Origin of the sequence: Gramella jeungdoensis (assembly GCF_023805255.1) — a bacterium.
GTDB classification, from domain to species: domain Bacteria; phylum Bacteroidota; class Bacteroidia; order Flavobacteriales; family Flavobacteriaceae; genus Christiangramia; species Christiangramia jeungdoensis.
Genome location: NZ_JAMSCK010000001.1, coordinates 507,852 through 531,957 on the forward strand (window position 1 = coordinate 507,852; position 24,106 = coordinate 531,957).

The 24,106-nt window shown below is 40.1% G+C and carries 24 protein-coding genes; 6 read left to right on the plus strand and 18 right to left on the minus strand.

What is annotated here, in order from left to right; translation table 11 throughout:
- The first annotated feature begins 109 nt into the window (after nucleotides 1–109).
- Genes guaA through NE848_RS02470 form a run of 4 tightly spaced genes read left to right on the plus strand, consistent with a single transcriptional unit; the run spans nucleotide 110 to nucleotide 4,561 of the window.
- Complete coding sequence (guaA, locus tag NE848_RS02455; RefSeq protein ID WP_252110619.1) at nucleotides 110–1,639, plus strand: glutamine-hydrolyzing GMP synthase; 1,530 nt, start codon at nucleotides 110–112, stop codon at nucleotides 1,637–1,639.
- 30 nt (nucleotides 1,640–1,669) lie between these two features.
- Nucleotides 1,670–3,625 (plus strand): PBP1 and LysM peptidoglycan-binding domain-containing protein, encoded by a 1,956-nt coding sequence (locus NE848_RS02460; RefSeq protein ID WP_252110620.1) that lies wholly within the window; start codon nucleotides 1,670–1,672, stop codon nucleotides 3,623–3,625.
- Nucleotides 3,615–4,016: an OsmC family protein gene (locus NE848_RS02465; protein WP_252110621.1), complete on the plus strand. Its 402-nt coding sequence runs from the start codon at nucleotides 3,615–3,617 to the stop codon at nucleotides 4,014–4,016. The genes NE848_RS02460 and NE848_RS02465 overlap by 11 nt, the downstream gene beginning before the upstream one ends.
- Nucleotides 4,013–4,561, plus strand: a complete 549-nt coding sequence (locus tag NE848_RS02470; protein WP_252110622.1) for a DUF922 domain-containing protein — start codon at nucleotides 4,013–4,015, stop codon at nucleotides 4,559–4,561. The genes NE848_RS02465 and NE848_RS02470 overlap by 4 nt, the downstream gene beginning before the upstream one ends.
- Here NE848_RS02470 and NE848_RS02475 read toward each other — a convergent pair.
- The 5 genes from NE848_RS02475 to NE848_RS02495 all read right to left on the minus strand — a co-directional run bounded on the left by NE848_RS02475 (nucleotide 4,558) and on the right by NE848_RS02495 (nucleotide 9,457).
- Nucleotides 4,558–5,505, minus strand: a complete 948-nt coding sequence (locus tag NE848_RS02475) for an NAD(P)H-dependent flavin oxidoreductase (RefSeq protein WP_252110623.1) — start codon at nucleotides 5,503–5,505, stop codon at nucleotides 4,558–4,560. The two genes, NE848_RS02470 and NE848_RS02475, sit on opposite strands and share 4 nt — an antisense overlap.
- A complete protein-coding gene (locus NE848_RS02480) occupies nucleotides 5,505–7,097 on the minus strand; it encodes a S8 family serine peptidase (protein ID WP_252110624.1) in 1,593 nt (530 codons plus the stop codon). Before NE848_RS02480 ends, NE848_RS02475 begins: the two co-directional genes overlap by 1 nt.
- Before the next feature lie 23 nt (nucleotides 7,098–7,120).
- A complete protein-coding gene (gene mnmA, locus NE848_RS02485) occupies nucleotides 7,121–8,308 on the minus strand; it encodes a tRNA 2-thiouridine(34) synthase MnmA (protein ID WP_252110625.1) in 1,188 nt (395 codons plus the stop codon).
- Nucleotides 8,309–8,423: 115 nt separating this feature from the next.
- Complete coding sequence (locus NE848_RS02490) at nucleotides 8,424–8,822, minus strand: lipocalin-like domain-containing protein (protein ID WP_252110626.1); 399 nt, start codon at nucleotides 8,820–8,822, stop codon at nucleotides 8,424–8,426.
- Nucleotides 8,823–8,863: 41 nt separating this feature from the next.
- The gene (locus tag NE848_RS02495; RefSeq protein ID WP_252110627.1) at nucleotides 8,864–9,457 is read right to left on the minus strand and encodes a toxin-antitoxin system YwqK family antitoxin; all 594 of its coding nucleotides are present in this window, start codon (nucleotides 9,455–9,457) and stop codon (nucleotides 8,864–8,866) included.
- 159 nt (nucleotides 9,458–9,616) lie between these two features.
- On the opposite strand from NE848_RS02495, the gene NE848_RS02500 reads away from it, so the two are divergent.
- On the plus strand, nucleotides 9,617–10,645 hold the full coding sequence (locus tag NE848_RS02500; protein ID WP_252110628.1) for a fasciclin domain-containing protein: 1,029 nt from the start codon (nucleotides 9,617–9,619) through the stop codon (nucleotides 10,643–10,645).
- Between the two features lie 63 nt (nucleotides 10,646–10,708).
- Here NE848_RS02500 and yidC read toward each other — a convergent pair whose 3' ends face one another.
- From yidC to NE848_RS02530, 6 genes are all read right to left on the minus strand, one after another.
- The gene (gene yidC, locus NE848_RS02505) at nucleotides 10,709–12,571 is read right to left on the minus strand and encodes a membrane protein insertase YidC (RefSeq protein WP_252110629.1); all 1,863 of its coding nucleotides are present in this window, start codon (nucleotides 12,569–12,571) and stop codon (nucleotides 10,709–10,711) included.
- Nucleotides 12,572–12,617: 46 nt separating this feature from the next.
- The gene (locus NE848_RS02510; RefSeq protein WP_252110630.1) at nucleotides 12,618–14,258 is read right to left on the minus strand and encodes a CTP synthase; all 1,641 of its coding nucleotides are present in this window, start codon (nucleotides 14,256–14,258) and stop codon (nucleotides 12,618–12,620) included.
- A gap of 117 nt (nucleotides 14,259–14,375) precedes the next feature.
- Nucleotides 14,376–14,612: a DUF3820 family protein gene (locus tag NE848_RS02515; RefSeq protein ID WP_252110631.1), complete on the minus strand. Its 237-nt coding sequence runs from the start codon at nucleotides 14,610–14,612 to the stop codon at nucleotides 14,376–14,378.
- Nucleotides 14,596–14,979: a response regulator gene (locus NE848_RS02520; protein WP_252110632.1), complete on the minus strand. Its 384-nt coding sequence runs from the start codon at nucleotides 14,977–14,979 to the stop codon at nucleotides 14,596–14,598. The genes NE848_RS02515 and NE848_RS02520 overlap by 17 nt, the downstream gene beginning before the upstream one ends.
- On the minus strand, nucleotides 14,976–15,842 hold the full coding sequence (locus NE848_RS02525) for a phytochrome family protein (protein WP_252110633.1): 867 nt from the start codon (nucleotides 15,840–15,842) through the stop codon (nucleotides 14,976–14,978). The genes NE848_RS02520 and NE848_RS02525 overlap by 4 nt, the downstream gene beginning before the upstream one ends.
- Nucleotides 15,843–15,860: 18 nt before the next feature.
- Nucleotides 15,861–16,445 (minus strand): carboxymuconolactone decarboxylase family protein, encoded by a 585-nt coding sequence (locus NE848_RS02530; RefSeq protein WP_252110634.1) that lies wholly within the window; start codon nucleotides 16,443–16,445, stop codon nucleotides 15,861–15,863.
- 219 nt (nucleotides 16,446–16,664) lie between these two features.
- On the opposite strand from NE848_RS02530, the gene NE848_RS02535 reads away from it, so the two are divergent.
- Complete coding sequence (locus NE848_RS02535) at nucleotides 16,665–18,200, plus strand: GH3 family acyl-acid amido synthetase (protein WP_252110635.1); 1,536 nt, start codon at nucleotides 16,665–16,667, stop codon at nucleotides 18,198–18,200.
- Here the strand turns inward: NE848_RS02535 and NE848_RS02540 are convergent.
- The 7 genes from NE848_RS02540 to NE848_RS02570 all read right to left on the minus strand — a co-directional run bounded on the left by NE848_RS02540 (nucleotide 18,197) and on the right by NE848_RS02570 (nucleotide 24,000).
- Nucleotides 18,197–18,808 carry a hypothetical protein gene (locus tag NE848_RS02540; RefSeq protein WP_423747994.1) on the minus strand — a complete coding sequence of 204 codons (612 nt, stop codon included), beginning with the start codon at nucleotides 18,806–18,808 and terminating at the stop codon, nucleotides 18,197–18,199. The genes NE848_RS02535 and NE848_RS02540 overlap by 4 nt on opposite strands.
- A gap of 191 nt (nucleotides 18,809–18,999) precedes the next feature.
- Nucleotides 19,000–19,470 (minus strand): DUF4168 domain-containing protein, encoded by a 471-nt coding sequence (locus NE848_RS02545; RefSeq protein ID WP_252110636.1) that lies wholly within the window; start codon nucleotides 19,468–19,470, stop codon nucleotides 19,000–19,002.
- Nucleotides 19,471–19,603: 133 nt separating this feature from the next.
- The gene (locus NE848_RS02550) at nucleotides 19,604–20,206 is read right to left on the minus strand and encodes a short chain dehydrogenase (RefSeq protein ID WP_252110637.1); all 603 of its coding nucleotides are present in this window, start codon (nucleotides 20,204–20,206) and stop codon (nucleotides 19,604–19,606) included.
- Between the two features lie 6 nt (nucleotides 20,207–20,212).
- Nucleotides 20,213–21,520, minus strand: a complete 1,308-nt coding sequence (locus NE848_RS02555; protein ID WP_252110638.1) for a M20/M25/M40 family metallo-hydrolase — start codon at nucleotides 21,518–21,520, stop codon at nucleotides 20,213–20,215.
- Nucleotides 21,521–21,559: 39 nt separating this feature from the next.
- Nucleotides 21,560–22,996, minus strand: a complete 1,437-nt coding sequence (locus NE848_RS02560) for an amidohydrolase (RefSeq protein WP_252110639.1) — start codon at nucleotides 22,994–22,996, stop codon at nucleotides 21,560–21,562.
- A gap of 87 nt (nucleotides 22,997–23,083) precedes the next feature.
- The gene (locus NE848_RS02565; RefSeq protein ID WP_252110640.1) at nucleotides 23,084–23,539 is read right to left on the minus strand and encodes a DUF1801 domain-containing protein; all 456 of its coding nucleotides are present in this window, start codon (nucleotides 23,537–23,539) and stop codon (nucleotides 23,084–23,086) included.
- A 56-nt stretch (nucleotides 23,540–23,595) separates the two neighbouring features.
- Nucleotides 23,596–24,000, minus strand: a complete 405-nt coding sequence (locus tag NE848_RS02570) for a hypothetical protein (RefSeq protein WP_252110641.1) — start codon at nucleotides 23,998–24,000, stop codon at nucleotides 23,596–23,598.
- Nucleotides 24,001–24,106: the final 106 nt, after the last annotated feature.

Consider the following 24,106-nt stretch of genomic DNA (forward strand, 5'->3'; position numbering starts at 1 on the left):
TGATGAGTCTAAAATCTTCTCCTATGCTTGTTTTTTTAAAAACCATATTTGAAGGAAATTAAATAGGGAGTTATTATTTTATTTTTATCTCAAATTCCTATTTTTGCGCATGCAAAACAACGTACTCATCCTAGACTTTGGCTCGCAGTACACCCAGCTTATTGCAAGAAGAGTAAGAGAGCTGAATATTTACTGCGAAATTTATCCTTATCACAAAATACCAGACGATTTATCAGGCTTTAAAGCAGTAATTCTTTCAGGAAGTCCATTTTCTGTAAGAGCTGAAGATGCTCCGCATCCCGATCTTTCTCAGATCCGTGGGAAACTGCCTATCCTGGCGGTATGTTATGGAGCCCAGTATCTGGCTCATTTTTCTGGAGGAAAGGTTGAACCATCCGATACCAGGGAATATGGTAGAGCCAACCTGTCTGTTATCAAAGATGCCGAACCTTTATTTAAGGATATCAAAGAGAATTCACAGGTATGGATGAGTCATAGTGATTCTATTATTGAATTACCGGAAAATGGTGTAAGGCTTGCAAGCACCACCGATGTATTGAATGCAGCCTATAGAATTGAAGGTGAAGAGACCTATGCTATACAATTCCATCCTGAAGTATATCATTCTACCGATGGAAAACAGTTACTTGAAAATTTCCTTGTGGGAATTGCCGGGACCAAACAAACCTGGACGCCGGGAGCCTTCGTAGATCTTACAGTTTCGGAACTAAAGGAAAAGATAGGGGATGATAAAGTAGTACTGGGGTTAAGTGGAGGAGTTGACTCCACTGTAGCTGCAGTTCTTCTAAATAAAGCTATAGGAGATAACCTGTATTGTATTTTCGTAAATAACGGGCTTTTGAGAAAGAATGAGTTTGAAAGCGTTCTTGATCAGTATAAACACATGGGGCTAAACGTAAAAGGAGTGGATGCTTCGGCACGTTTTTTGGACGCCCTGAAAGGTCTCAGTGATCCGGAAGCTAAGCGAAAGGCCATTGGGAATACGTTCATAGAGGTATTTGACGATGAAGCCCATCATATTCAGGATGTGGTATTCCTAGCCCAGGGAACCATTTATCCCGATGTTATAGAATCGGTCTCAGTAAATGGGCCTTCTGTCACGATAAAATCCCATCACAATGTAGGTGGTCTGCCAGATTTCATGAAACTGAAAGTGGTAGAGCCGCTACGCATGTTGTTTAAAGATGAGGTGAGAAGAGTGGGAAAAGAGCTTGGAATCGCCAAAGAGTTACTAGGAAGACATCCATTCCCGGGACCGGGACTTGCGATAAGGATTCTTGGAGATATAACGGCTGAAAAAGTCCGTATCCTTCAGGAAGTAGATCATATTTTTATCCAGGGATTAAAAGACTGGATGCTTTATGATAAGGTATGGCAGGCGGGTGCGATCCTGTTACCGGTACAATCGGTAGGCGTAATGGGAGATGAAAGGACCTATGAGCAGGTGGTTGCCCTACGGGCAGTTGAATCTACCGATGGAATGACCGCAGATTGGGTGAATTTACCTTATGAATTTTTACAAAAGACATCCAATACAATAATTAACAGGGTTAAAGGCGTTAATAGAGTGGTGTACGATATAAGTTCAAAACCACCAGCCACTATTGAATGGGAATAATCAGAACCATTTTTACCTAAATCGATCATAATGAAGTACTTATTTGTAATATGTTTTCTTTTTCAGTTTTATACGATCTCGGCGAATGCCCAGGCATATAAATATCATACTGTAAAAAAGGGGGAAACCGTTTTCAGCATTTCCCAGTCTTATGATATTGATGAGGAAGATATTTACAAATATAATCCAGATGCGAAGCAGGGAATCCAGGTAAATGAAAAGCTGGTGATTCCTGTTAATGCTTCCCGTGATTCTAAACCCAAAGCAAATACTTCTCAGTTTAAAGAGCATAAGGTTGAAAAGAAAGAGACCTTATACAGCCTGTCTAAGCAATACAACGTAAGTATTGATGCGATCAAACGCTATAATAAACACCTTTATTCGGAAGAGCTTCAAACAGGGGAAACCATAAGGATTCCTGTGAATGCGGAAGGGGAGGATATTGTAACGAGAAATACCCCAAAACCGGCCCCTGCTGAATCAAAACCTGAGCAGATCACGAAGACCCGTGAACATATTGTTCTGCCAAAAGAGACCAAATATGGGATCGCCAGAAAATATGGGATGACGGTAAAGGAACTTGAGGCGTTAAACCCAAGGGTGCAGGTTCTTCAGCCGGGAATGATGATCAGGGTAGGCACCGATGTTCTTGAAGATGAACCGGTAATTATTACAGATGAACGTTTTAGGTTTTACGAGGTTAAGCCTAAGGAAACATTATTCAGTCTTTCTCAGCGTTTTGGAGTGGGGCTTGATTCTTTAAGACGTTTAAATCCTGCGCTTAAGGACGGTTTGAAATTTGGAATGGTACTTAAAGTTCCAGATAAAGAGGGTATTGAGAATATAGAGGATGACAGCTATGCCGGAATTGAGAATGCCAATACTAAGGTAGATCTTACCAGTTCCATTAGTAATTTTAGTAGGAAAGAGATCGTGTTAATGCTGCCTTATCATCTTCAGAAGATAGATGAGGATTCCATAGAAACCTATCGCCATTCTATTATGAATGAAAGAGTGGTCAGGATATCCCTCGATTTCTACAGCGGGGTTCTAATGGCTGTAGATAAGGCTAAATCACTTGGCATTTCTACTAATTTAAGGGTATACGATACTAAACAGAACGCTTCGGAAGTAGCCAATATCATTAATACTAATAATTTCAGTAGTGTAGATGCAGTTATTGGTCCGCTTATCCAGACGACCACAGAGGCGGCGGCGTCAAGGCTGGAAAACAGAAGTGTTCCTGTGATAAATCCACTTTCAAACCGTGAGATGCGAGGTTATGAAAATCTTTTTCAATCCAGGCCTACTGATGAGATACTTAGAAATGAGATGCTGGACTACATCTCAAGGAATTCCTCAGGAAAGAATATTGTTATAGTCGCTGATGGAAGGTCCTACCAGATTAAGAACCAGCTAGGGAATATTTTGCCAATGGCAAGATTTGTGAATCCGACCGACAATTTTGTGGAAGAGGCGAAACTGGCTGAAATGATGACGGAAGGAAAAAACTGGGTGATCCTCGAATCTGAAAATATCAATCTTGTGAGCAGTGTGACTTCTGCCCTTAATCGTTTGGCCAGAAACCATGATATTACTCTCCTTACCACAAATAAGAACAACACTTACGAGAATGATATTATTTCCAATAATCATCTGGGAAAGCTAAAGTTCCACTATCCGTCGGTAGATAAAGAATATGATACTGCAGAGACTGAAGAGTTTATGGCCGATTATGAAGAGAGATTTGGAATTGCACCGAACCAGTATGCCTTGAGAGGTTATGATCTTACTCTGGATATACTTTTAAGGCTTGCAACCGCAGAGAACCTGTATGAGTCTTTTGAAAGATATCCTGGATACACCGAATATTACGAAAGTAAATTCCATTATATGCCAAGAACTGGCGGTGGTTATACTAACGACGCAATATATATCCTTAAACTGAATGAGGACCTGACCATAAGCGAGGCAAATGACTTCTAAAGTAATATATCTTGGTGGGTTAAGAACTGAGTCGGAACATCTGCAAAGTGGTTCAAAAATGATCACAGATGCTCCTGTAGATAATCATGGTAAAGGAGAGGCATTTTCTCCAACAGATACTGTGGCGAATGCCCTGGCTACCTGCATGCTTACCGTTATGGGAATTAAAGCTGAAGGTCTTGGTTTGGATATGGAGGGTGCTTCTGCAGAGGTGACAAAAACAATGGTGGCAGACCCCAGGAGAATATCTAAGATAGAAGTGACTATTTCTTTTCCTTCTACATATGGTGATAAGGAAACAAAGGTATTGGAACACACAGCAAGAACCTGCCCGGTACTTCAAAGTTTGCATCCCGATATTGACAAGAAAATCTCTTTCCAATATTCATGAGATCTTTAGTCGCAATACTATTTTTTGCTATTGCCTGTAATCTTAATTCTTTTTCTCAGGATAAGAAAGAGAAAATCAGGTGGCAGGAAGACAGGCCTTTAACCTTGGAAGATTTTAAGGCAGAGCCGGATGAATCACTCTCTTATTCGGCCAATACTAATTCCGGGATTGGATATAGTTGGGATTACAGTACCGCATCTGGCACACCGGTTCTTAAGCATGAAGTAACAAGCAATTTTTATCCGGAACTTTCCTGGGTAAAGGAGGTGGATGATTTGGAATATCTTCTGGCCCATGAGCAACTGCATTTCGATATTTCTGAATTACATGCTAGAAAATTGCGAAAAGCGCTGACTGAATATGAGATTGGCCGAAATATCCGCTTGGATCTCAAAAGAATTTACAATAAGATCGAAACAGAAAGGTCTTTGATGCAAAAGAGCTTTGATAAGGAAACCTCTCATAGTGAAAACTATGAAGCCGAGATGCGCTGGCGAAAGTTCGTGGCTAATGAACTGGAAAAGATGAAGAAATACTCAAGTTAGAACTGAGCTACTTCCTTTTTAGCAGCTTCAAATTCAGAGATCATTTCATTTACAATTTCAGCGGCGGGTTTTATGTCGTGAATAAGCCCTGATATCTGGCCTATTTCCAGTTCGCCCTCATCCAGTTTTCCTTCGAACATACCTCTTTTTGCCCTGGCTCTTCCAAGTAACTCTATTAGCTCCTCTTTAGTGGGGGCTTTTTTATAAAGTTCCTGGATTTCTTCATAAAACTTGTTTTTAAGCATACGCACTGGCGCCAGTTCTTTTAACGTCAGTACCGTGTCTCCTTCCTGAGCATTTACCACCATATTCTTGAAATTAGGATGCGAAGAGGCTTCAGGGGTAGCGACAAACCGGCTTCCAACCTGCACGGCATCGGCTCCCAGGACCATGGCGGCAAGCATACCTCTTCCTGTTGCAATGCCTCCGGCGGCGATCAGGGGAATCGAGATCTTTTCCTTTACCATAGGGATAAGCGTAAAGGTGGTGGTCTCGTCACGGCCATTATGCCCACCCGCTTCAAAACCTTCAGCCACAACCGCGTCTACTCCCGCTTCTTCCGATTTCATGGCAAACTTCACACTGCTAACCACGTGAACTACCTTAATTCCATTATCCTGAAGGTGTTTCGTCCATGTTTTGGGGTTCCCTGCTGAAGTAAAGACTATCTCAACACCTTCCTCAATAATGATCTCCATGATTTTCTCAATATCAGGGTATAGCATCGGTACATTTACCGCGAAAGGTTTATTGGTGGCCTTTTTGCATTTCTGAATATGCTCTCTCAGAACTTCCGGATACATGGAACCTGAACCAATAATTCCTAAACCGCCTGAATTGGATACTGCGCTGGCAAGTTTCCAGCCACTGGCCCAGATCATTCCGGCCTGAATTAAAGGGTATTTTATATTTAGCAGTTGGGTGATTCTATTGTTACCAGTCATTATTTTTTAATGATAAGAAAGGATTTTCTAAAATTATTTTGTTCAAACATAGCAATATAAATTCCTCTGGAAAAACCGGACAGGTCTATTTCATTCTGAACATTTTCTTTTTCCAGGATTTTCTGTCCCTGGAGATCGAATAATGTTACATTATAATTCTGAGATCCTGGTTTCCGGAATTTGAGAATATCGGTTACAGGATTTGGGGAAATGGCAAATTCTGAATCGGTATTTTCTATGATGAGTGAAGAATAGGCCTTTTCAAAGTCGGGAATACCATAGCCAAACCTGAAATTGGGATTATCAAAAAGGCTCGAACTTTCTCTCACCAGCTGCATTATTTCCAGATTGGTACGGGATGGGTTTTTTTGCCATAAGCTAGCAATAGAACCGGCCATAATTGGTGAAGAAAAAGAGGTGCCGCTCACACTTACCAGGTTGTTTTCTTCATCTGCTGCTACTACTGCCAGTCCCTGGGACATCACATCGGGTTTTATTCTTCCATCGGCTGTGGGGCCTATTGAGCTGAACGGCACATAGTTTCGATCTTTATCCACGGCTCCAACCGTTAGCACATTGGCATCGGCAGGGGCGCCAACTTTTGGAAAGGTTTCACTTTGCCCGCTATTTCCTGCTGATACCACTACCAGAATTCCCTTTTCTGTCGCAATATTGGCTCCACGGGATACAAAAGCTGTTTCTCCGTCCATATCATCCATTGAATAACTGTAGTCCGGGTTGTCAAATATCGCATAGGATAATGAAGAATTTATAATATCCACTCCAAGGCTGTCTGCTCGCTCGGCGGCCTCAACCCAGTAACTTTCCTCAACGGGTGTTTCCGATGCTCCTACCTCGGTCCTGAAGAGATAATAAGAGGCATCGGGAGCCGTCCCGATAAGCTGTTGTTCCAGAAAAGCTGCCATGGTAGATAATACCAGCGTTCCGTGGTTACTTAAACCGGGATTGGTGAAGAAATCAGATCGGTTATGGAAATCATAGCCTCCCAGCAGTCTGTTTTCAGACCTCAGTTTCTCAAATGCTACCAGGTTTTCAATATTGGGAAAACCAGCATCCAGAACAGCGATTACCATTCCTTTTCCTGTAAGATCGTTCTCATGAAGAAAATCGGTGCCCAGTATGGTCACCTGATTTTCAGAATAGCCGTAATCATAATCAATGTGAGAATCCAGTTTGGAAACCATTTTCTCCTCTTCGTTTAGCGATCTATCTTGCAGGTTTTTATTCGCGAATTCGATCTTTTCCACGAATTCCAGAGTGTTGAGGTTGCTTATAGCGTCAAGCTCCCCAATCACGTGAGCACAATTAAACCACTTTGATTTTGCCATTACCTGTATTCCTTCCTGTTCTTTCAGGGAAGATATATAGGCTTCGTTTACGGGAACATCCCTTTCATCTATAGGAGTATTATGAAGCGCTTTACGTTGAATAGCTTCCTCACTAAGAATTAGAGAAGGGTCTGCAAGGGAGGCTTCTACATTGGGCTTATCTTTGAAGTAGATCCATGCATGTTCCTGTTGGGAATAGGACAAACAGGAGATGAACAGGAAAATAAATAAAAGTCTTTTCATGGGAGAGGCCTAATGGCTTCAATTTACGAAATAACTCCTGAACCAAGTAATTCGTCCTGGTTATACCATGCAACGAACTGTCCTTCGGTAATGGAAGCCTGTGGTTCTTCAAATACCACATACATGCCGTTTCCAGTTTGATAAAGGGTGGCATCCTGAAGTGGTTGGCGATATCTGATCCTTGCCTTTACTTTTTTTTCCTCATCGGTCTTGATGGCCAGATCCCTGCGTATCCAGTGTACCTCATCCTGATCAATGAAAAGTGCCTTTCGGTAAATACCCGGATGATCCTTACCCTGGCCGGTATAGATTATATTTTCATTTACATCGGTATCTATAACAAATAAAGGCTCCGGAGTTCCTCCCACGGCAAGGCCTTTTCGCTGACCTTTGGTAAAATAATGTGCTCCCTGGTGTTTGCCTACTACCTTACCATCATCCAGCTGGTACTGGTATTTTTTAGAAAGATATTTTAACTCCTCAATTTTGGAATTGAAGTCTTTTTCTTCTTCGGAATACACTTCCTTATCAGCCGGAACTTCTACAATGACGCCTTCTTTTGGTCTAAGTTTTTGCTGAAGAAAATCGGGAAGTCTAACCTTTCCTATAAAACATAGTCCCTGTGAATCTTTCTTTTCGGCTGTTACAAGATTTTGCTCTGCCGCGATCTTTCTAACTTCCGATTTCTGGAGTTCCCCTATAGGGAATAAGGTTTTTGAAAGCTGTTCCTGCGTAAGCTGGCAAAGAAAATAAGACTGATCTTTATTGTTGTCTTTTCCAGATAACAATCTGTATATAGTCTCTCCGTCCTTTTCAATTTCAGCTTTGCGGCAATAGTGACCTGTGGCTACATAATCGGCTCCAAGAGAAAGCGCGATCTTCATGAAGACATCGAACTTTATCTCACGGTTGCACAGTACATCAGGGTTAGGCGTTCTTCCTCTTTCATATTCATTGAACATATAATCTACTATACGTTCTTTATATTGTTCACTCAGGTCTACCGTTTGAAAAGGGATGCCCAGTTTATCGGCTACCATCATCGCATCGTTGCTGTCGTCCAGCCACGGACATTCATCGGATATGGTAACGGAATCGTCGTGCCAGTTCTTCATAAACAAGCCTATTACCTCATAACCCTGTTCCTTTAAAAGATAAGCTGCTACACTGGAATCTACACCTCCTGATAAACCAACAACGACTTTTTTCATTCTTTTACTCTTTTTAATTTGAATAAACCGCTTAGAGAGTCGGTTTAAACGCTGCAAAATTACGAAATAAAAAAAGGTGGCGAAAGCCACCTTTTAAAGTCAATTATATTCTGAATTATTGTTTTTCGAATACCAGCGAGGAAGTTGGCAGATCATCTGGTCTAAAAGTAAATCTGGTCTCACTGCTAAAAGTGACTGTTCCGGTCACGGTTCCTAGCTGAGGTACATTAAATGTATATTTGGAGTCTGTTTTACTCCAGGCCCCCGCATCTGTGGAAGAAACACATTCATCATTATTATTCTTTCCATAAAAAGTGGAAGAAGCTGTGTTATCTGCCATAAAGGTTATGGTTGATTGCCCTGAACATTCATCCACCTGGAAACCAGGTACATTATTGGCTTCCACTAAAACCCAGGTTCCTACAATGCTTTCACCATTATCAGATGGTGAATCATCATCGCTACATGCTGCGAATAGGCTAAGTGATAAAAATAGAATTAAGATCTTTTTCATAATTACATTGTTTAGTTATATAAATATATTCAAATTAAATTTTAATAGTCTTCTTCCCTGTCTAATTTTCCATCGGTATAATATTTCCATGTACCCGATTTTTTACCTTCGGTATACCAGCCTTCCATGATTTTTTCTCCTTTAGGATCATAGTAGATCGCTTTTCCATGTAACTCTCCGTTCTGATAGTTGAGATGTTTGGTGACCTGACCTTTTTTAGTATATATTAAGCTTTCGCCTTGTTTTAGTCCGTCTTTATAGTTGGTTTTTTCTGCAATCTGACCATTCGGAAAAAAGGTTTTTTGAAGTCCATTAAGCTTATCATTTTTATACATTTCGATCATCATAAGGCTATCTGACTTTTGGTGGTAATAGACCCATTTACCTTCACGTTTGCGGTCCACAACTTTTCCTTCACTAATGGCTTTGCCTTTCTGGGTGTAATAGGTAACCTGAACGGAATCTTTACCTTCTTCAAAATTCATAATGGCCGAAGGATGGTCATAAAAGCCCTTTTTATAGAATTTAAATATTCCTCTTTCTTCACCATGTTCAAAATTTCCTTCGAATTTAGGATCTGAAGTCCCTTCAAAATTGACTTTCCAATAACCATGACGCCTACCCTGTGCGTCCAATTGATTTGCTTGAGAAAAGCAAAATACTGGAAATGAGAATATTATTATTAAAAACTTTAACCTCTGTTTAATCATAATTAACAAACATTAAACAAAATTAGATTAGTTTTGGTTCTACATTTACAAAAAAGATCAAGAACAATACTAAAACTTCGAATTATGAATTTTATTTTAAGAAATGCAAAGTTTGGCCTTATTATTCTTCTTTCGGCATTTGTTTTTGTAGCCTGTGACAAAGATGATGATTTCAACCCGGGAGGAGAAGTTAATGCAACTCCAAACCCTGAACCAGATCCGGATCCAACCGATGATGGTAGCGCAGAAACAAATTCCATTGTAGATTTTGCAAGTGCCAACGGGTTCACTTCTCTTGGTGCGGCAGTAGAAGCAGCAGGTTTGACCGCTACCTTAAGCGGAGACACTGAATATACCGTTTTTGCGCCTACCAATGATGCTTTTGACGCTTTCCTTTCAGATAATGGTTTTGAATCTTTAGATGAGGTGCCTGAAGATGTGTTAACGCTTATACTTATGAACCATGTTCAGGCGGGAAGCATAATGTCTTCAGATCTGTCAACTGGTTATATACAAAGTATGGCTGAAGCAGGTCCCGACGGTGAGAACCTGAGCCTTTACATTAATGTGGATGATGGAGTAGTTATTAACGGAGTAAGCACTGTTACATCTGCAGATAATGAAGTAGATAATGGTGTAGTACATGCAGTAGACGCTGTGATAGGTCTTCCTGATGTCACAACATTCGCCATGGCCGATCCTAGTTTTGAAACTCTGGTAGCAGCATTAACAAGGGAAGATTCTTTTACATTCGTTGAAACTCTTCAGTCTACTGAAGATCCTGCGCCTTTTACCGTGTTTGCACCTACTAATGATGCATTTGCAAATTTACTGGCAGAACTTGAATTGAGCGGCCTGGCCGATCTTGATGCTGCGACTCTACAGGCAGCACTCCTTTATCATGTTGTGGGAGGAGCAAATGTCACATCTGATGAACTTACAGACGGAATGGAGGTAAACACGCTTCAGGAAGAATCCTTTACAGTGAATCTTGGCGATGATGTTGTAATTACAGATGTAAATGAAAGAACTTCAACAGTTATAGCTGCCGATGTGCAGGCCGTGAACGGAGTTATACACGTAATTGATACTGTGCTTTTACCAACACTATAAAAATCCGGTGTTTTGTTTTTTAATTTGAATTAAAAAAGCCCGGTGACAACCGGGCTTTTTTTGTTATTTACGTTTTTGTTTCTTCTGCTGCTCTTCAGCCTGCTCCATCATTTCCTGGAACTTTCTGGTAAACCTGTTCTGCTTCTTAGGTTTTTTCTTATTCTCCTGGATCTTCGCATGTATCTTATCTTCATCGATGATCACATACTTGATTACTAACATAATACCTATCGTAATCAGGTTAGAGGTAAAGTAATAAAGCGACAGTCCACTGGCATAGTTATTAAAGAAGAATAACATGATAAGTGGCGACAGGTACATTAAGAATTTCATATTTGGCATTCCAGGTTGCTGGGTTGCCTGCATATTCTGTCCGGTAGTCATCATCATATAAATGAAAATCGCTACCGACGCCAGAATAGGGAAGAGGCTCACATGATCTCCATAAAAAGGTATATGGAATGGCAATTCTGCTATCGTATCATAACTGGAAAGGTCATCTGCCCAAAGGAAACTTTTCTGCCTTAGCTGGAAAGCACTTGGGAAGAACTGGAACAATGCATAGAAAACAGGAATCTGCATCAGTGCAGGTAAACATCCACTCATAGGACTGGCTCCCGCCTTGCTATACAGCTTCATGGTTTCCTGCTGCTTTTTCATGGCATTATCCTTATACTTCTCATTGATCTCATTTATCTCAGGCCTTAAAATTTTCATTTTTGCCTGGGATAGATAAGATTTATAGGTGACCGGAGATAAAAGGATCCTTACTACTATTGTCATTGCAATAATTGCAAGTCCGTAGCTTGGAAGGAAACTGGCCAGAAATGCAAAGAACGGAATGAATAGATATTTATTTATCCATCCAAAAATTCCCCATCCAAGAGGAACAATTTCATCCAGGTTACGCTCGTAGTCATTCAGGATCTTGTAATCTGTAGGACCATAATACCAGTTCATATTATAATTCAGTTCGCCCGCTTTTAATTCAAGTGGGATCGTAGAAGCAAATTCTTTGGTATAAACGGTGTCTACTTCCTCATCTTCAACAAGGTTCTTTGATCTAAACTGTGTAGTTGAAAAAGGTGTATCGGTTAGTAGAATTGAAGTAAAGAAGTGTTGCTTGTATGCAATGTAACTAATGTTATTTTCTTCTTCCTCTTCGGCACTTCCCTGGCCAAGATTATCATCATCGCCACCATCATACTCATAAATAAGGTCGGTATAACGGTTCTCGTAGGAGATACTTTTAGCGTGCCTGTAGCCCTTAAGATTCCAGGTAAGTACTGGTTTCTGAGAAGTGTTTAAAACATTTGTAAGCCCCTGTGAGCGTATGCTGAAATCGAGCATATATTCCCCGGGTCTCATGGCATAACGATATTCAAGATATTCCTCTTCCGAAACCTTCAATTTCATTGAAAGAATCTGGTTGCCGTTATTCTCAGTAAGTTCTGGTTCAAAATAAAGATTTTCGGTATTTAAAGACCTGCCATCTGTAGTGGTAAAGTTCATATTCAAGGAAGCATTCCCATCCTTTACAAGATAAACCGGTATTGAATCGTAGGTTTTGAAATTTTTTAGTCGGGCTTCTTCTATGTAACCACCTTTATTGGAAATTTTCAATTCCAGAAGCTCATTTTCGATGGTTGTGGTCCCGCCTTCGGCAGAGGCCAGGGTTTCAGAATAACCAAAAGCTCCTAATCTTCGCTGAGCATCTGCAAGGGCAGTGGAGTCGTCCTGAACCGTTCGTGTTTCAGGTTCCTGTTCAGCAACTGCAGGTTGTTCAGAAGTATCTTCTACCTGTTCGGTTTTCGTTTCTTCAACCGCTGCTTCTTCCGGGGTATTATTGTAGAGCATCCAGATAAGAATAGCTCCGATGAGTAAAAATCCAATTATGGATTGAACGTCTATTTTCTTTTCTTCCATTATCTAATTTTGCTTATGCTTCTTTGGTCAAAAAAATGGCCAATTCTTATTTCTGTGCCATCTTGGCATTCTTATGTTGTATGGAATGCTCGTGCGCAGCCTTTACAAAAGAAACAAAAAGTGGATGTGGACTGGCCACAGTGCTTTTATATTCGGGATGATATTGTACTCCTACAAACCAGGGATGATCTTTTAATTCTATGATCTCTACCAGGCTTGTTTCAGGGTTGATTCCGGTACTGGCCATTCCGGCGTTTTCAAGTTGTTCCTTGTATTTGTTGTTGTATTCATACCTGTGACGATGGCGTTCCTTGATCATATCGGTGTTATAAACATCATGGATAATGGAATCTTTACTCAATTTACAATCCCATGCTCCCAAACGCATGGTACCACCTTTGTGAGTTATTTCCTTTTGAGCTTCCATAAGGTCTATAACCGGATGTTTAGTATCCGGATCCATTTCGGTAGAATTGGCACCTTTTAACTGAAGCACGTTACGTGCAAATTCAATTACCGCCATTTGCATTCCAAGACAGATCCCCAGGAATGGTAATCCATTCTCACGGGCATAGCGTACCGCGTCTATTTTTCCTTCAATTCCCCTTTCTCCAAAGCCTGGAGCAACAAGCACCCCGTCAAGATGGCTTATTTTATTGTGGATTGTACTGTCGTTAATGAATTCGGAATGTATATATTCAACATTCACATATACTTCATTCTCGGCCCCTGCATGAATGAATGATTCCAGAATTGATTTATAACTATCCTGCAATTCCACATACTTTCCTATCAAACCAATGTGAACTTCGGCTTTCGGGTTTTTATGTCTTTGAAGGAACTGGTTCCATCTCTCAAGATTAGGAGTGGTATCATCTGGCAATGCCAGTTTCTTTAAGGTCACCGTATCCAGGCCTTCCTTGAGCATCATATTAGGTACATCGTAGATCGTTGGTGCATCGATACTCTGGATCACTGCTTCCTGGCGAACATTACAGAAAATAGCGAGTTTTCTTCGAATGTCGTCTGAAAGCTCATGCTCTGTACGGCAAACAAGAATATCGGCTTTAATTCCGCTTTCCATCAGTGTTTTTACACTGTGCTGAGTTGGTTTTGTTTTTAATTCCCCTGCTGCGGAAAGATAAGGTACAAGAGTAAGATGAATTACAAGAGCGTTATCATCTCCAAGTTCCCACTTTAACTGTCTTACAGCTTCTATATATGGTAGGGATTCGATATCACCAACGGTTCCGCCGATCTCGGTGATTACGATATCATAATCGCCGTTCTGACCAAGTATCTGTATTCTTTCTTTTATTTCATTGGTAATATGAGGTACTACCTGAACGGTCTTCCCAAGAAATTCACCCCGGCGTTCCTTTTCAATTACACTTTGATAGATCCTTCCGGTGGTTACGTTGTTCGCTTGCGAAGTGTTCACATTCAAAAAACGTTCATAATGGCCAAGATCAAGATCGGTCTCCGCTCCATCTTCGGTCACGTAACATTCACCGTGTTCATATGGGTTAAGTGTTCCGGGATCTACATTTATATAAGGATCAAGTTTCTGAATAGTAGTTTTAAAACCACGCGCCTGCAACAACTTTGCTAACGAAGCTGCGATAATTCCCTTTCCAAGGGAAGAAGACACACCTCCGGTTACAAATATATACTTGGTATCGGCCATTTTATTTTGTTTGTTGTGTTGTTTTATTCAGGGCGCTAAATTACAAAGAAGAATAGAAAAACTTGCTAATTTGTAGGCCTAATCTTAAGTCTTATTTAACAGTGGGTATTTACTGCTTTAAGGTCTTGGGTACCTTTTTCTTATCTGTCTCAGAAGCCCTTCAAGGCTGTTGACTTTCAATTCAAATACCTGTTGCATTTGATCGCCCAGTTTTCCTGAAGGAAAACCTTTTTGCCTGAACCATACAAAATAAGGTTCAGGAATATCTGAAAGATAGTAGTCTTTATATTTGCCGAAATGCATTTTTGCATAGGCCAGTTCGAGTAGTTTTTCTGAATCAGGAGTTATCTTCAACTTTAACTTTTATTAATCCTGTAATTTCAGCGAATTTTTTCTTATTCATTGGTTTAACCATGTATTTAATTACACAGGGATATTCCCCGGCCTTATCTCGGTCAACTTTACTAGTACTGGAGGTAAGTACAATTATGTTATGATGAACCTGCCGACTTTTCAGTTCATCTAAAAACTCCCAGCCGTTCATACCGGGCATATTTAGATCAAGGAAGATCAGGGAATCCTTATCTTCTTTTATCTGCTCAAGGGCTTCAAGAGGATCAGTGAATTCTTCGATGATGCCGCTAAAACCTTCCAGTTCGAGAAGTTTTCTGGTAATAAAGTTAGCAATGGGCTGATCATCTACTAAATAGACCTTGTTCATATCTTTTCTGCTTTAAGTTTTGAAAGCTCCCTGGAAGCCATTTCAATCACTTCCTGTAAAACATTGTCCATTTCTTCAGCTGAACTTTTAAGTTTTGGGATCAGTTCTTTTTTACAGGTTTCATCGTCAAGAACATCAAAAAGCTGAATTATTCCCTGGATTCGAGAAAGGGGCTCACGAACGTTATGAGAATTCAGAACAGAGATATGAAGTAGCTTTTTATTCTTTTCACTAATCTCTCTTACTCCATCTTTTATAGTCTTCTTTTGATTTTCTACTATGTTCTGAATCTCCTGATTTTTTAATTTAATTGTATGATAAGCTTCAGATAAATTCCTGTTTTGTATCGCCAGTTGACGTTTTAGATAAATCTCGTTGAATTTAGCCTGGATACAATCTACCGCCAGTTTTAATATTTCAATATCACCACTGGAAAAAGGTTTTTCCTCATCGGCGAGCAAAGATACGATAACTTTCCTGTCATATTTATCAAAATTCCATGCCCATAGTTTAGGTTCCACTAACTGCTCGAGGTCCGGTTTATTCTCCCACAGCTTCGAGGGTATTTTAGAAGTATATACTGGAATACCATTTTTAAGAAGGTCATTCTCATAGGCATACAATGAAGATTCGTTCTTGAAATCATACTGGATATTACTTCCTGAAAGTTCAAAAAATACGAATTTATTGTTCTCCTCCATTACCATCCTTATAAGCTTAAAATTCAGAAGGTATTTTAGGTGTGTTATACAGACTTCACTAACCTCTTTCAGGGTAAGACAACGGTTTATGCCGTTGGCAAATTTTGAATATGCTTCATAGGTCATCCTAAAAAGCTGGGACTGATTATTGGTTATGCTCATTTTACGCCTTAAGCAGGTTTATTCAGGGGTTTCCAGTAATTCATTATCTATTTTGATCCCTGAAACATCAGCGATGGTATTGAGCATATTAACAAGATCGGCCTGGGCCATCAGTTCCTGAATTTCTAAATGGCTAAATCCCGCTTTTTCCAATTCAGCGAAATCGTCATCAGAGATATCTGAGTGGTATAAGGCAGCTTTAGTCACCACCTTTACGGCCATTTTGTAGCTTGTTGGCATGGAGGGTGAATTCATTTGCTCAGTAGCTTTGAAACCATCTTCCTCTGAGATCATAGAACTCATACTATCGGCAAAAATACCATGTGCATGAGCACAATACTGGCAGCCTCTTTCTTTGGAAACATTATAGATAATAAGTTGTTTTAACACATTAGGAACTTTTCCCTCCATCAGAGTGTGTTTCAGTTTACTCCAGTTTCCTTTTAATAAAGTGGCGTTTTCACCCTGGCATTTGAACCAGTTCAAAACAAAGGGGAGTTGTAAGGTCTTTTTTGTGTCATCGTAGATCTCCTTTACCTCAGGAGATGCTGCTTCATAGGGTATCATTTTATACCTGGACTTTGTCTGGGATGCAGTTTGCATGGCACTTGGGTTTTGAGTGTATCAGCAGAAATTACATTAATTTTCCTTTTCTTAACAATTTCAACCCGACTTTAACGAAAAGTAAACTTATTCATACATTCTATAAACAATGAATGTAGGAGTTTTTTCACACTCTATAGTCGTTAAATATATGGTAATCCCCGTGAGTCTTTAAAGATGTCTTTTTAGTTTTAAGCCTTGAAAAATGAAACTGAAAAAATGGCGATATTCGGATCTATCATAAAAAGTCTTATTGATCTAAAAGAAAGTCTCACTCCCGAAGGTGAAGCAAATAAGGATCAGGAAGAAGTACTAAGAGGACTCCTAAAAAAAGGAAAGAATACAGTTTTTGGCAAATACTACAAGTTTGAAGAAATACTAAAATCTGATGATATCAGGAAAAGCTTCGCCGAGCAGGTCCCGTATTTTGATTATAACAGGATAGATAAAGAATGGTGGCATAAATACCATGAAGGAGAAGAGAATGTTACATGGCCGGGCAAACCGCCATATTTTGCATTAAGTTCCGGGACCACAGGAAAAAGTAGTAAAAGGATCCCGGTCACCGATGATATGCTTGAATCGATTAGAAAGGCAGGGATTAAGCAAGTTAGTGCTTTAAGCAATTTTGATCTGCCACCTGATTTTTTTGAAAAGGAGATCATGATGCTTGGAAGTTCCACCGATCTTCAAAGAGAAGGGGATCATAAGGAAGGAGAGATAAGCGGGATTAGCGCCAGTAATATACCTTTCTGGTTTAGAGGGTACTATAAGCCCGGCGAAGAGATATCAAAAATCGATGAATGGGATGAACGTGTTCAGAAAATTGCTGAGAATGCTGGTAACTGGGATATAGGTGCCTTAAGCGGTATTCCTTCATGGATGGAACTAATGTTAAAAAAGGTTATCGAGCATAATAAGCTTGATAACATTCATGAGATCTGGCCTAATCTACAGGTATATGCTTCAGGGGGGGTAGCATTCGAACCTTATGAAAAGAGTTTCGAGAAGTTATGGGGGAAACCCGTTCAGGTGATCGATACTTATCTGGCTTCAGAAGGTTTTCTGGCGATTCAGAACCGACCCCAAACTCATGCGATGAAACTGATCATGGATAACGGAGTCTATTTTGAATTTGTGCCTTTTAAACCTGAATATATAAATCAGGATGGTTCAATAACCAACGATGCACCAGTGATACCTTTGGCAGAAGTCAATGAGAAAGAAGAATACGTTCTGCTTATTTCCACCGTTAGCGGAGCGTGGAGATATATTATTGGCGATACTATAAAGTTTACAGATAAAGAAAAATACGAGATAAGGATAACCGGAAGAACGAAGTTCTTTTTGAACGTGGTGGGCTCCCAGCTTTCAGTAAATAAGATGAACGATGCCGTAAAAGACCTGGAAGATCGTTTTGATATCAGTATTCCGGAATTTGTGGTGGCTGCGAAAAGAGGAGAGGATGGTGAATATTATCACTTCTGGTACCTTGGTACTGAAGATGACAGGAATGCAGAGGAGCTGGCCGAAGCTCTCGACGATTCCCTGATGCAGGCCAATAAGAATTATAAAGTGGCCAGATCAAAAGCGCTTAAAGGTGTGAAGGTGAATTTGGTAGCTCCGGATATGTTCCACGAATGGAATGCGGTGAATAAGAAAAAAGGAGGCCAGGTAAAAATGGAAAAAGTGATGAATGAGGAAAAATTTGAGGAGTGGGAGGTGTTCGTTAAGGAGAATTCAGGCAATAATTAATTCGTTTCCTCATGAAATTCATCAATCATTACCATTATTTCATCAGGAGAGAGATAGAGGTCTTCGATTCTTGCCTTGTAGGTATCTGAAAGCCTTGTGTGGTTCAGGATAAAATCTTTGGTTGCAATGATTTGTTCGCCAAGGCCATGGTTTACGGCATAAGTATCGGCGGCCCGCTCAGCTTCCCGGATGTAATTTTTTGAAGTGAGGTATTTAAGTCCAAACCAGATGAGGTTTACTCCCGATCTTTCCCGGTAATCCATAATATGGCCCAGTTCATGGCCTATCCAGCCCACAAGGACTTCAGAAGGAACCATACTGATATCAAATTTTTCGTCCTCTATGCGAAATTCTTCGTTTATAAAAATAAGATAACTCCTATTATTTCTTTTCTTAAACAATCCGCCAATCTTTGGCTGGGCCTGCATAAAAGATCTTTTGATATTCTTTTTAAACCTGAATTCTATGGGAGTATCCTTTAATTCAGGATAATGTGAGAGGGCCACATATGCTTCACGCCAAATGACATCTGGCACAATTTTGTTATTAAATTGGAGGCTGTCTTTTTGTTGCATGGATGATTGCTGGGCATAACAAGCGGGGAGCATCAAAAAAAATGAGACTAATAAAAATGCTTTTCTTAAGGTGCCTGTCATGTGTTTCTGTTGTTTTCTAAATTACAACAAAATTGATGCCTTGAAAAGTCTCAAATTTTAAAATAGACTTAAAATATGATTCGGCTGAAATTAAAAAAAGCAGGTTGACCAACCTGCTTTTTTTAATGTTAATTCTTTTAATTCTAGCCTTGCATGATCGCCTGAAGCCTTTGTTGCAATTGAGGATCGGTTCTCAGTGCCATAGCGAGCTGCTGATATCTTTCCATACTAAGATCGCTTTCCTTTATAAGGTCTTCTATTCTTTGCTGGAATTTTGGCTGCATGCTTTCAAGTTCGGCAACTACCACTTTATACTTCTTTTCTTCTTTTTCAGTAGTTTCGACTTCCTTTTCAGGATCCATTTTAGCCTGGTGGATTTCGTTGAATCTTTGCAATTCAAAATCCTCTTCCTGAACAACCTGAATCATCTTCTGCTGAGCTTCCTGGTTCACCATTCTCATTTTCTGGAATACCTGGGCGAATTCGGTAAGTTCGGCATCGCTCACTTCAATCTTTTTCTGTTGCGGTGGCATTGTTGGAGTTTGTGCAATTACTGAAGCACTTCCCATTATGAACACCAAAAGCAAACTGCTGAATAACTTCGTCAATTTCATATTTTCTCTTTTCAATTTTGAAGCGCGTAAGCTATACTTATGCGCTCCCAAATCCAAAGCTTTATGAAACAGTGTTGGTTTATTAAGAAAAAATTAACACAACAGGATGAGGCATGTTAATAGTTCCAGATGCTTAAGCCAGGACTCTTATGATCTCACCATTCAATTTTCCGAGGACCGATTTTTTATACCCGTCTACTACCTTGTTCATAGGGACCGGGGTATGCCCTGGAAAATAATCCTCATATTTATCTTTTGCATCCTCAACGAGATCGGCGGAAACTGCATTTATACGGATGCCATCTTCAAGCTCCAGCGAAACGGCCTTTACAAAACTATGAATCCCTCCGTTTACCATCGCAGCGCTGGTAGTTTTATCTACAGGATGATCGGCAAGTATGCCGGTGGTTAGGGTAAAAGAACCACCCTGATTCAAATAATCCCTGCCTATTCTCACCAGGTTTACCTGTCCCATCAGTTTGCTTTTTATACCTATGTAAAAATCTTCTTCCGCAAGATTCTCAAAATCATCCCATTTGGCTTCCCCAGCTATACAAACTATGGCATCCACTTTTCCTGATTTTTCGAACATTTCTTTTATCGAAGAGGAATCAGCGATATCTACCTGAAGATCACCGCTTGTTTTTCCAACTTTTATGATCTCATTCTTTTTTGACAGTTCTTCAGTAACTTTGCGGCCAATCGTTCCATTGGCCCCAATTATCAAAATTCTCATTAAAATTTATTTTTCATTAATTAATCTGTAAATAAGTATTGCCGTTCGTTTGGTTAGAGCTTCAAAGGTGTTAAGATTTACAGTCTCTTCCGGGGTATGTGCTCCTGAACCCATAGTTCCCAGTCCATCCAGACCATCAACGTATTCAGCTATAAAGGATATATCGGCCGCTCCTCTTTTGGCAGGGTCGTAAGCTTCTACCTTACCCTGACCCAGATCAAGGCTTACCTGGTTGAGTTTCTGAAGTAATTTCATATTCCCATCTGTTGGTCCCATGGCGGGGTAGCTGTCGGTGAAACTAATACTCGCACTGGTTTGCGGTAAATTATTTGCAACGATTTCTCTCATTTTTGCACGTGCATTTTCTTTTTGTTCTTCTGAAATAAAACGCAGTCCACCCTCAACCATTGCGGTTTGAGAGACCACATTTGTCTTTCCAAAAGCGGTACCCTTGCTTTTCTTTTCATCATATTCCACGAAGGTGCCGCCAAGGAATACACCCGGATTAAATGTGAGAAACTCTTCGCCTTTAACCTTCATATAGAATTCATTGAGGATTCGTGACATTTCAAAGATCGCTCCGGCACCAGTATTTTCTGAAAATACTCCCGAGGAATGAGCTCTCTTGCCAGTGGTCTCTAATTTCCATCCCGAAGCACCTCTTCTGGCAATGGTTGCATAATTGAAGCCTGTTGAGGTTTCAAATCCCAGGGCTATATCGCTTCGCTTTGCGGCTTCTATAAGATCCTTCCTACTTACAGAAAGAGGTTTCCCAGTGCTTTCTTCGTCGCCGGTAAAAGCAACGATGATTTGCGAATCTTCAAGCAGGTCATTTTCCTTCAGGGCTTTTAGTGCATATAAAATGATCACATTTCCACCTTTCATATCATTGCCTCCTGGTGCATGGGCAAGACTGTCATTTATCTTTTTAAAGGTTTGAAATGGACTGTCTTCTTCAAAAACAGTATCCAAATGGCCGATCAATAAAAGTTTTTTGCCTTTATCACCTTCGGTTGAAGCGAATAGATGGCCTGCACGGTTCATTTCCTCCGGCATTTCTATCCACCGGGTTTCCATCCCGATATTATCAAAAGCCTCCTTAAAAGCCATTCCAGTCTCCTTAACTCCTTCTAAGTTTAAAGTTCCGCTATTTATATTCACAACTTTCTCAAGGAATTGAATGGCCTCTTGATTATTATTTTCTACCGACTTCACGATCTTGCGTTCAGCTCTTGATAATTTCTGGGCAAGAAAAAGCTGTGGGGTAAAACAAAAAATAAATAAAAAAGCTACGGCGATTGAGTTTTTTATCATGGTAGTTTGGTTAAGGTAAATAAAAATGTTTTTTTGAAATTACTTTTCCGCATTCGGGATAGGGGGTGGGCCATCTGGAATGATAGATTCATACTCGGCATCTCCTTTTCTCTCTTTATACTCGGCTTTCACCTTTTCAACTAATTCCGGATTTTGAAATAGGTCTAGCATGGTCATAGACATAGCTTTCCCGGCGTATAACATTCCTTTGTGACCGATACTCATTCCACCGCAGGCAACTACAGCCCAGGAATGCCATGGAGTATCCTTGGGTGCCACGGTCACGCTAAGATTGATATTAGGTACATTCCAGCTTACGTCTCCCACATCGGTAGAGCCTCCTCCAGGATGTTCTTTTGTTTCTTCCAGAGGTCTTATTTCTGCATCCATCCCTACCATTTCCTTATCTGTTGCTTCCTGGATCTTCTTTCCAAATTCTGTTTCTTCTTCGGTATATTCAATAGGGCCAAGTAACTCCAGGTTTTTCTGCATGATCTTTCCACCCTCGCGATTCACCAATGTTTCATAAATCCCCGAGATAAGGGAAACCTTATAATCTACATTCGCCATGATGGCTGCACCTTCAGCCATTTTTTTAGCATGCTCATAAACAGGCATCAACCCGTCCCGTTTAGTATCCCGAACACGCATCCATAAAAGGGAGTAATCGGGAACCACATTTACCACCTGTCCGCCGTCCTGTATATGATAATGCATTCTAACTGTTGGTTTTACATGTTCCCGGTAATAGTTTACTCCGGTGGTATAAAGTTCCAGGGCGTCTGACGCACTTCTACCGTTCCATGGATCGGCTGAAGCGTGTGCCGCCTGCCCGAAGAATTCAATTTTAAAGTCGACAAGTGCCAATGAACTTTGAACATCTGCTTCAGTTTTGGCTCCAGGATGCCAGCTTATATTCACATCTACATCATCCCATAAACCTGCGTCTACCATCCATATTTTTCCAAAATATTTTTCTTCGCTGGGGGTACCAAAGAATTTAACGGTTCCCTGTATCTCCCCTTTTTCTATCATATCTTTAATAGCGATAGCAGCGGCAAGGCTTCCAACACCAAAAAGGTTATGCCCGCATCCATGTCCTGCGGCACCTTCTTTCAAAGGTTCTTTGGTTGGTTTTGCCTTCTGAGAAATACCCGGCAACGCATCAAACTCTCCAAGTACGCTAATCACTGGTGAACCACTACCATAGGTAGCGACAAAAGCAGTTGGAATTTCAGCAGCCCCTCTTTCCACTTTAAAACCTTCTTTTTCGGCAAAATCGGCCAGAAGTTTAGCTGATTCGTTTTCCTCGAAGGCAGTTTCGGCGAGTGCCCATATCTTATCACTTAAATCAATAAGTTCGCTTTTACGGGATTCTATTGAATTGATAAGCTGTTTCTTTTCTGATGGAATCTGCTCCTGAGCATATCCAATTCCGATAAAAAGAAGTAGTAACGGCAGTAAAGTTTTTTTCATTAGAGAAATTTTAGTTGGATGGTTTAATTTTCTCTAAAATATGAAAAATTAACCTAAAGATTTCTTCCTAAAAGCAATCTGCAAAAACTACCTTTTGGTATTGGTCTCATATAGGTCTATCCACTCCTGAGTAGTCATTTTTGAGGCCAGTTCACCAATAAGATCAAAGGGAATCTCATCTGTTTTTTTGAACCGTATGCAGCTTTTACCCATATCAGGCTTTTTGCCAATCTGCTTTTTGTATTGGTTCACAAACCATTTTTGCAGATCGGGGCTGGCATAGATGCCGGAGTGGTAAACTGCAATATAGTTTTTCTGGGAGGCCAGGTTAATAAAAGGTAACGGCAGTTTCGGATCACAATGATATCCTTCTGGATAAAGGGAATGTGGGACTATATAACCTATCATACCATAGCTAATGGTTTCTTCAAAACCTGTGGGCAAATTATCCTTGATCACCGATCTTAATTTAGAAAATGACTCTTTTCTTTCTTCAGGAATTTTATCGATATATTCTTCTGGTGAACTGGCTTCGATCTTCATTTCTGGATTATATAGTGGTCTATACTAATTTAATCCTTTATTAAAAGAAAATTGGATTATATACGAATATATTCGTATTGGTAACAGTCATAACATTCATCGAAGAGGATAAGGTTTCCTTCTTGAAATTCAAAAGACTGTTTTTTACCGGTTTCATAGATTATAAGAGGGACCTCTTCGGTACTCCTAATAGATTCACCAAGTGTTATGTGGTATTTACTTTTTTCTATTTCTTCTCCATTCTTTGTGCTAATAAACTCATTATCCCTGAATTCTATGATAAACCTGTCGTCATTTTCTCCATATTCGATGATATTTCCGGCAATCCCCCCTGAGGCTTGTACAAGCTTCCATTTTCCAGAAATATTTTCATCTGAAGTCTTATATTCTGGAGAAGCATTCTCAATTGAACAGGAGGAAAAAATGATCAAAAAAACTAAAATGCTAACAATATTTTTCATGTAATTAATTATTTAATTCTGTAAATGAGAGATGCTTTCTAACCCAAAAGGTTGCTTAAGATTTCGTGATAATCCATGAATTTTTTCCTGATGAAAATTGCTTGTT

Excerpts from the sequence above, each read along its gene's own strand:
- NE848_RS02525 (WP_252110633.1), bottom strand. The coding sequence starts at position 15,842 with ATGAGCATAACCAATAATCAGTCCCAGCTTTTTAGGATGACCTATGAA.
- NE848_RS02570 (WP_252110641.1), bottom strand. The coding sequence starts at position 24,000 with ATGAAAAATATTGTTAGCATTTTAGTTTTTTTGATCATTTTTTCCTCC.
- guaA (WP_252110619.1), top strand. The coding sequence starts at position 110 with ATGCAAAACAACGTACTCATCCTAGACTTTGGCTCGCAGTACACCCAG.
- NE848_RS02465 (WP_252110621.1), top strand. The coding sequence starts at position 3,615 with ATGACTTCTAAAGTAATATATCTTGGTGGGTTAAGAACTGAGTCGGAA.
- NE848_RS02545 (WP_252110636.1), bottom strand. The coding sequence starts at position 19,470 with ATGAAATTGACGAAGTTATTCAGCAGTTTGCTTTTGGTGTTCATAATG.
- NE848_RS02480 (WP_252110624.1), bottom strand. The coding sequence starts at position 7,097 with ATGAAAAGACTTTTATTTATTTTCCTGTTCATCTCCTGTTTGTCCTAT.
- NE848_RS02510 (WP_252110630.1), bottom strand. The coding sequence starts at position 14,258 with ATGGCCGATACCAAGTATATATTTGTAACCGGAGGTGTGTCTTCTTCC.
- NE848_RS02520 (WP_252110632.1), bottom strand. The coding sequence starts at position 14,979 with ATGAACAAGGTCTATTTAGTAGATGATCAGCCCATTGCTAACTTTATT.
- NE848_RS02550 (WP_252110637.1), bottom strand. The coding sequence starts at position 20,206 with ATGAGAATTTTGATAATTGGGGCCAATGGAACGATTGGCCGCAAAGTT.
- mnmA (WP_252110625.1), bottom strand. The coding sequence starts at position 8,308 with ATGAAAAAAGTCGTTGTTGGTTTATCAGGAGGTGTAGATTCCAGTGTA.
- NE848_RS02530 (WP_252110634.1), bottom strand. The coding sequence starts at position 16,445 with ATGCAAACTGCATCCCAGACAAAGTCCAGGTATAAAATGATACCCTAT.
- NE848_RS02555 (WP_252110638.1), bottom strand. The coding sequence starts at position 21,520 with ATGATAAAAAACTCAATCGCCGTAGCTTTTTTATTTATTTTTTGTTTT.
- NE848_RS02540 (WP_423747994.1), bottom strand. The coding sequence starts at position 18,808 with ATGCTCCCCGCTTGTTATGCCCAGCAATCATCCATGCAACAAAAAGAC.
- NE848_RS02470 (WP_252110622.1), top strand. The coding sequence starts at position 4,013 with ATGAGATCTTTAGTCGCAATACTATTTTTTGCTATTGCCTGTAATCTT.
- NE848_RS02565 (WP_252110640.1), bottom strand. The coding sequence starts at position 23,539 with ATGAAGATCGAAGCCAGTTCACCAGAAGAATATATCGATAAAATTCCT.
- NE848_RS02500 (WP_252110628.1), top strand. The coding sequence starts at position 9,617 with ATGAATTTTATTTTAAGAAATGCAAAGTTTGGCCTTATTATTCTTCTT.
- NE848_RS02535 (WP_252110635.1), top strand. The coding sequence starts at position 16,665 with ATGGCGATATTCGGATCTATCATAAAAAGTCTTATTGATCTAAAAGAA.
- NE848_RS02490 (WP_252110626.1), bottom strand. The coding sequence starts at position 8,822 with ATGAAAAAGATCTTAATTCTATTTTTATCACTTAGCCTATTCGCAGCA.
- NE848_RS02475 (WP_252110623.1), bottom strand. The coding sequence starts at position 5,505 with ATGACTGGTAACAATAGAATCACCCAACTGCTAAATATAAAATACCCT.
- NE848_RS02560 (WP_252110639.1), bottom strand. The coding sequence starts at position 22,996 with ATGAAAAAAACTTTACTGCCGTTACTACTTCTTTTTATCGGAATTGGA.
- yidC (WP_252110629.1), bottom strand. The coding sequence starts at position 12,571 with ATGGAAGAAAAGAAAATAGACGTTCAATCCATAATTGGATTTTTACTC.
- NE848_RS02460 (WP_252110620.1), top strand. The coding sequence starts at position 1,670 with ATGAAGTACTTATTTGTAATATGTTTTCTTTTTCAGTTTTATACGATC.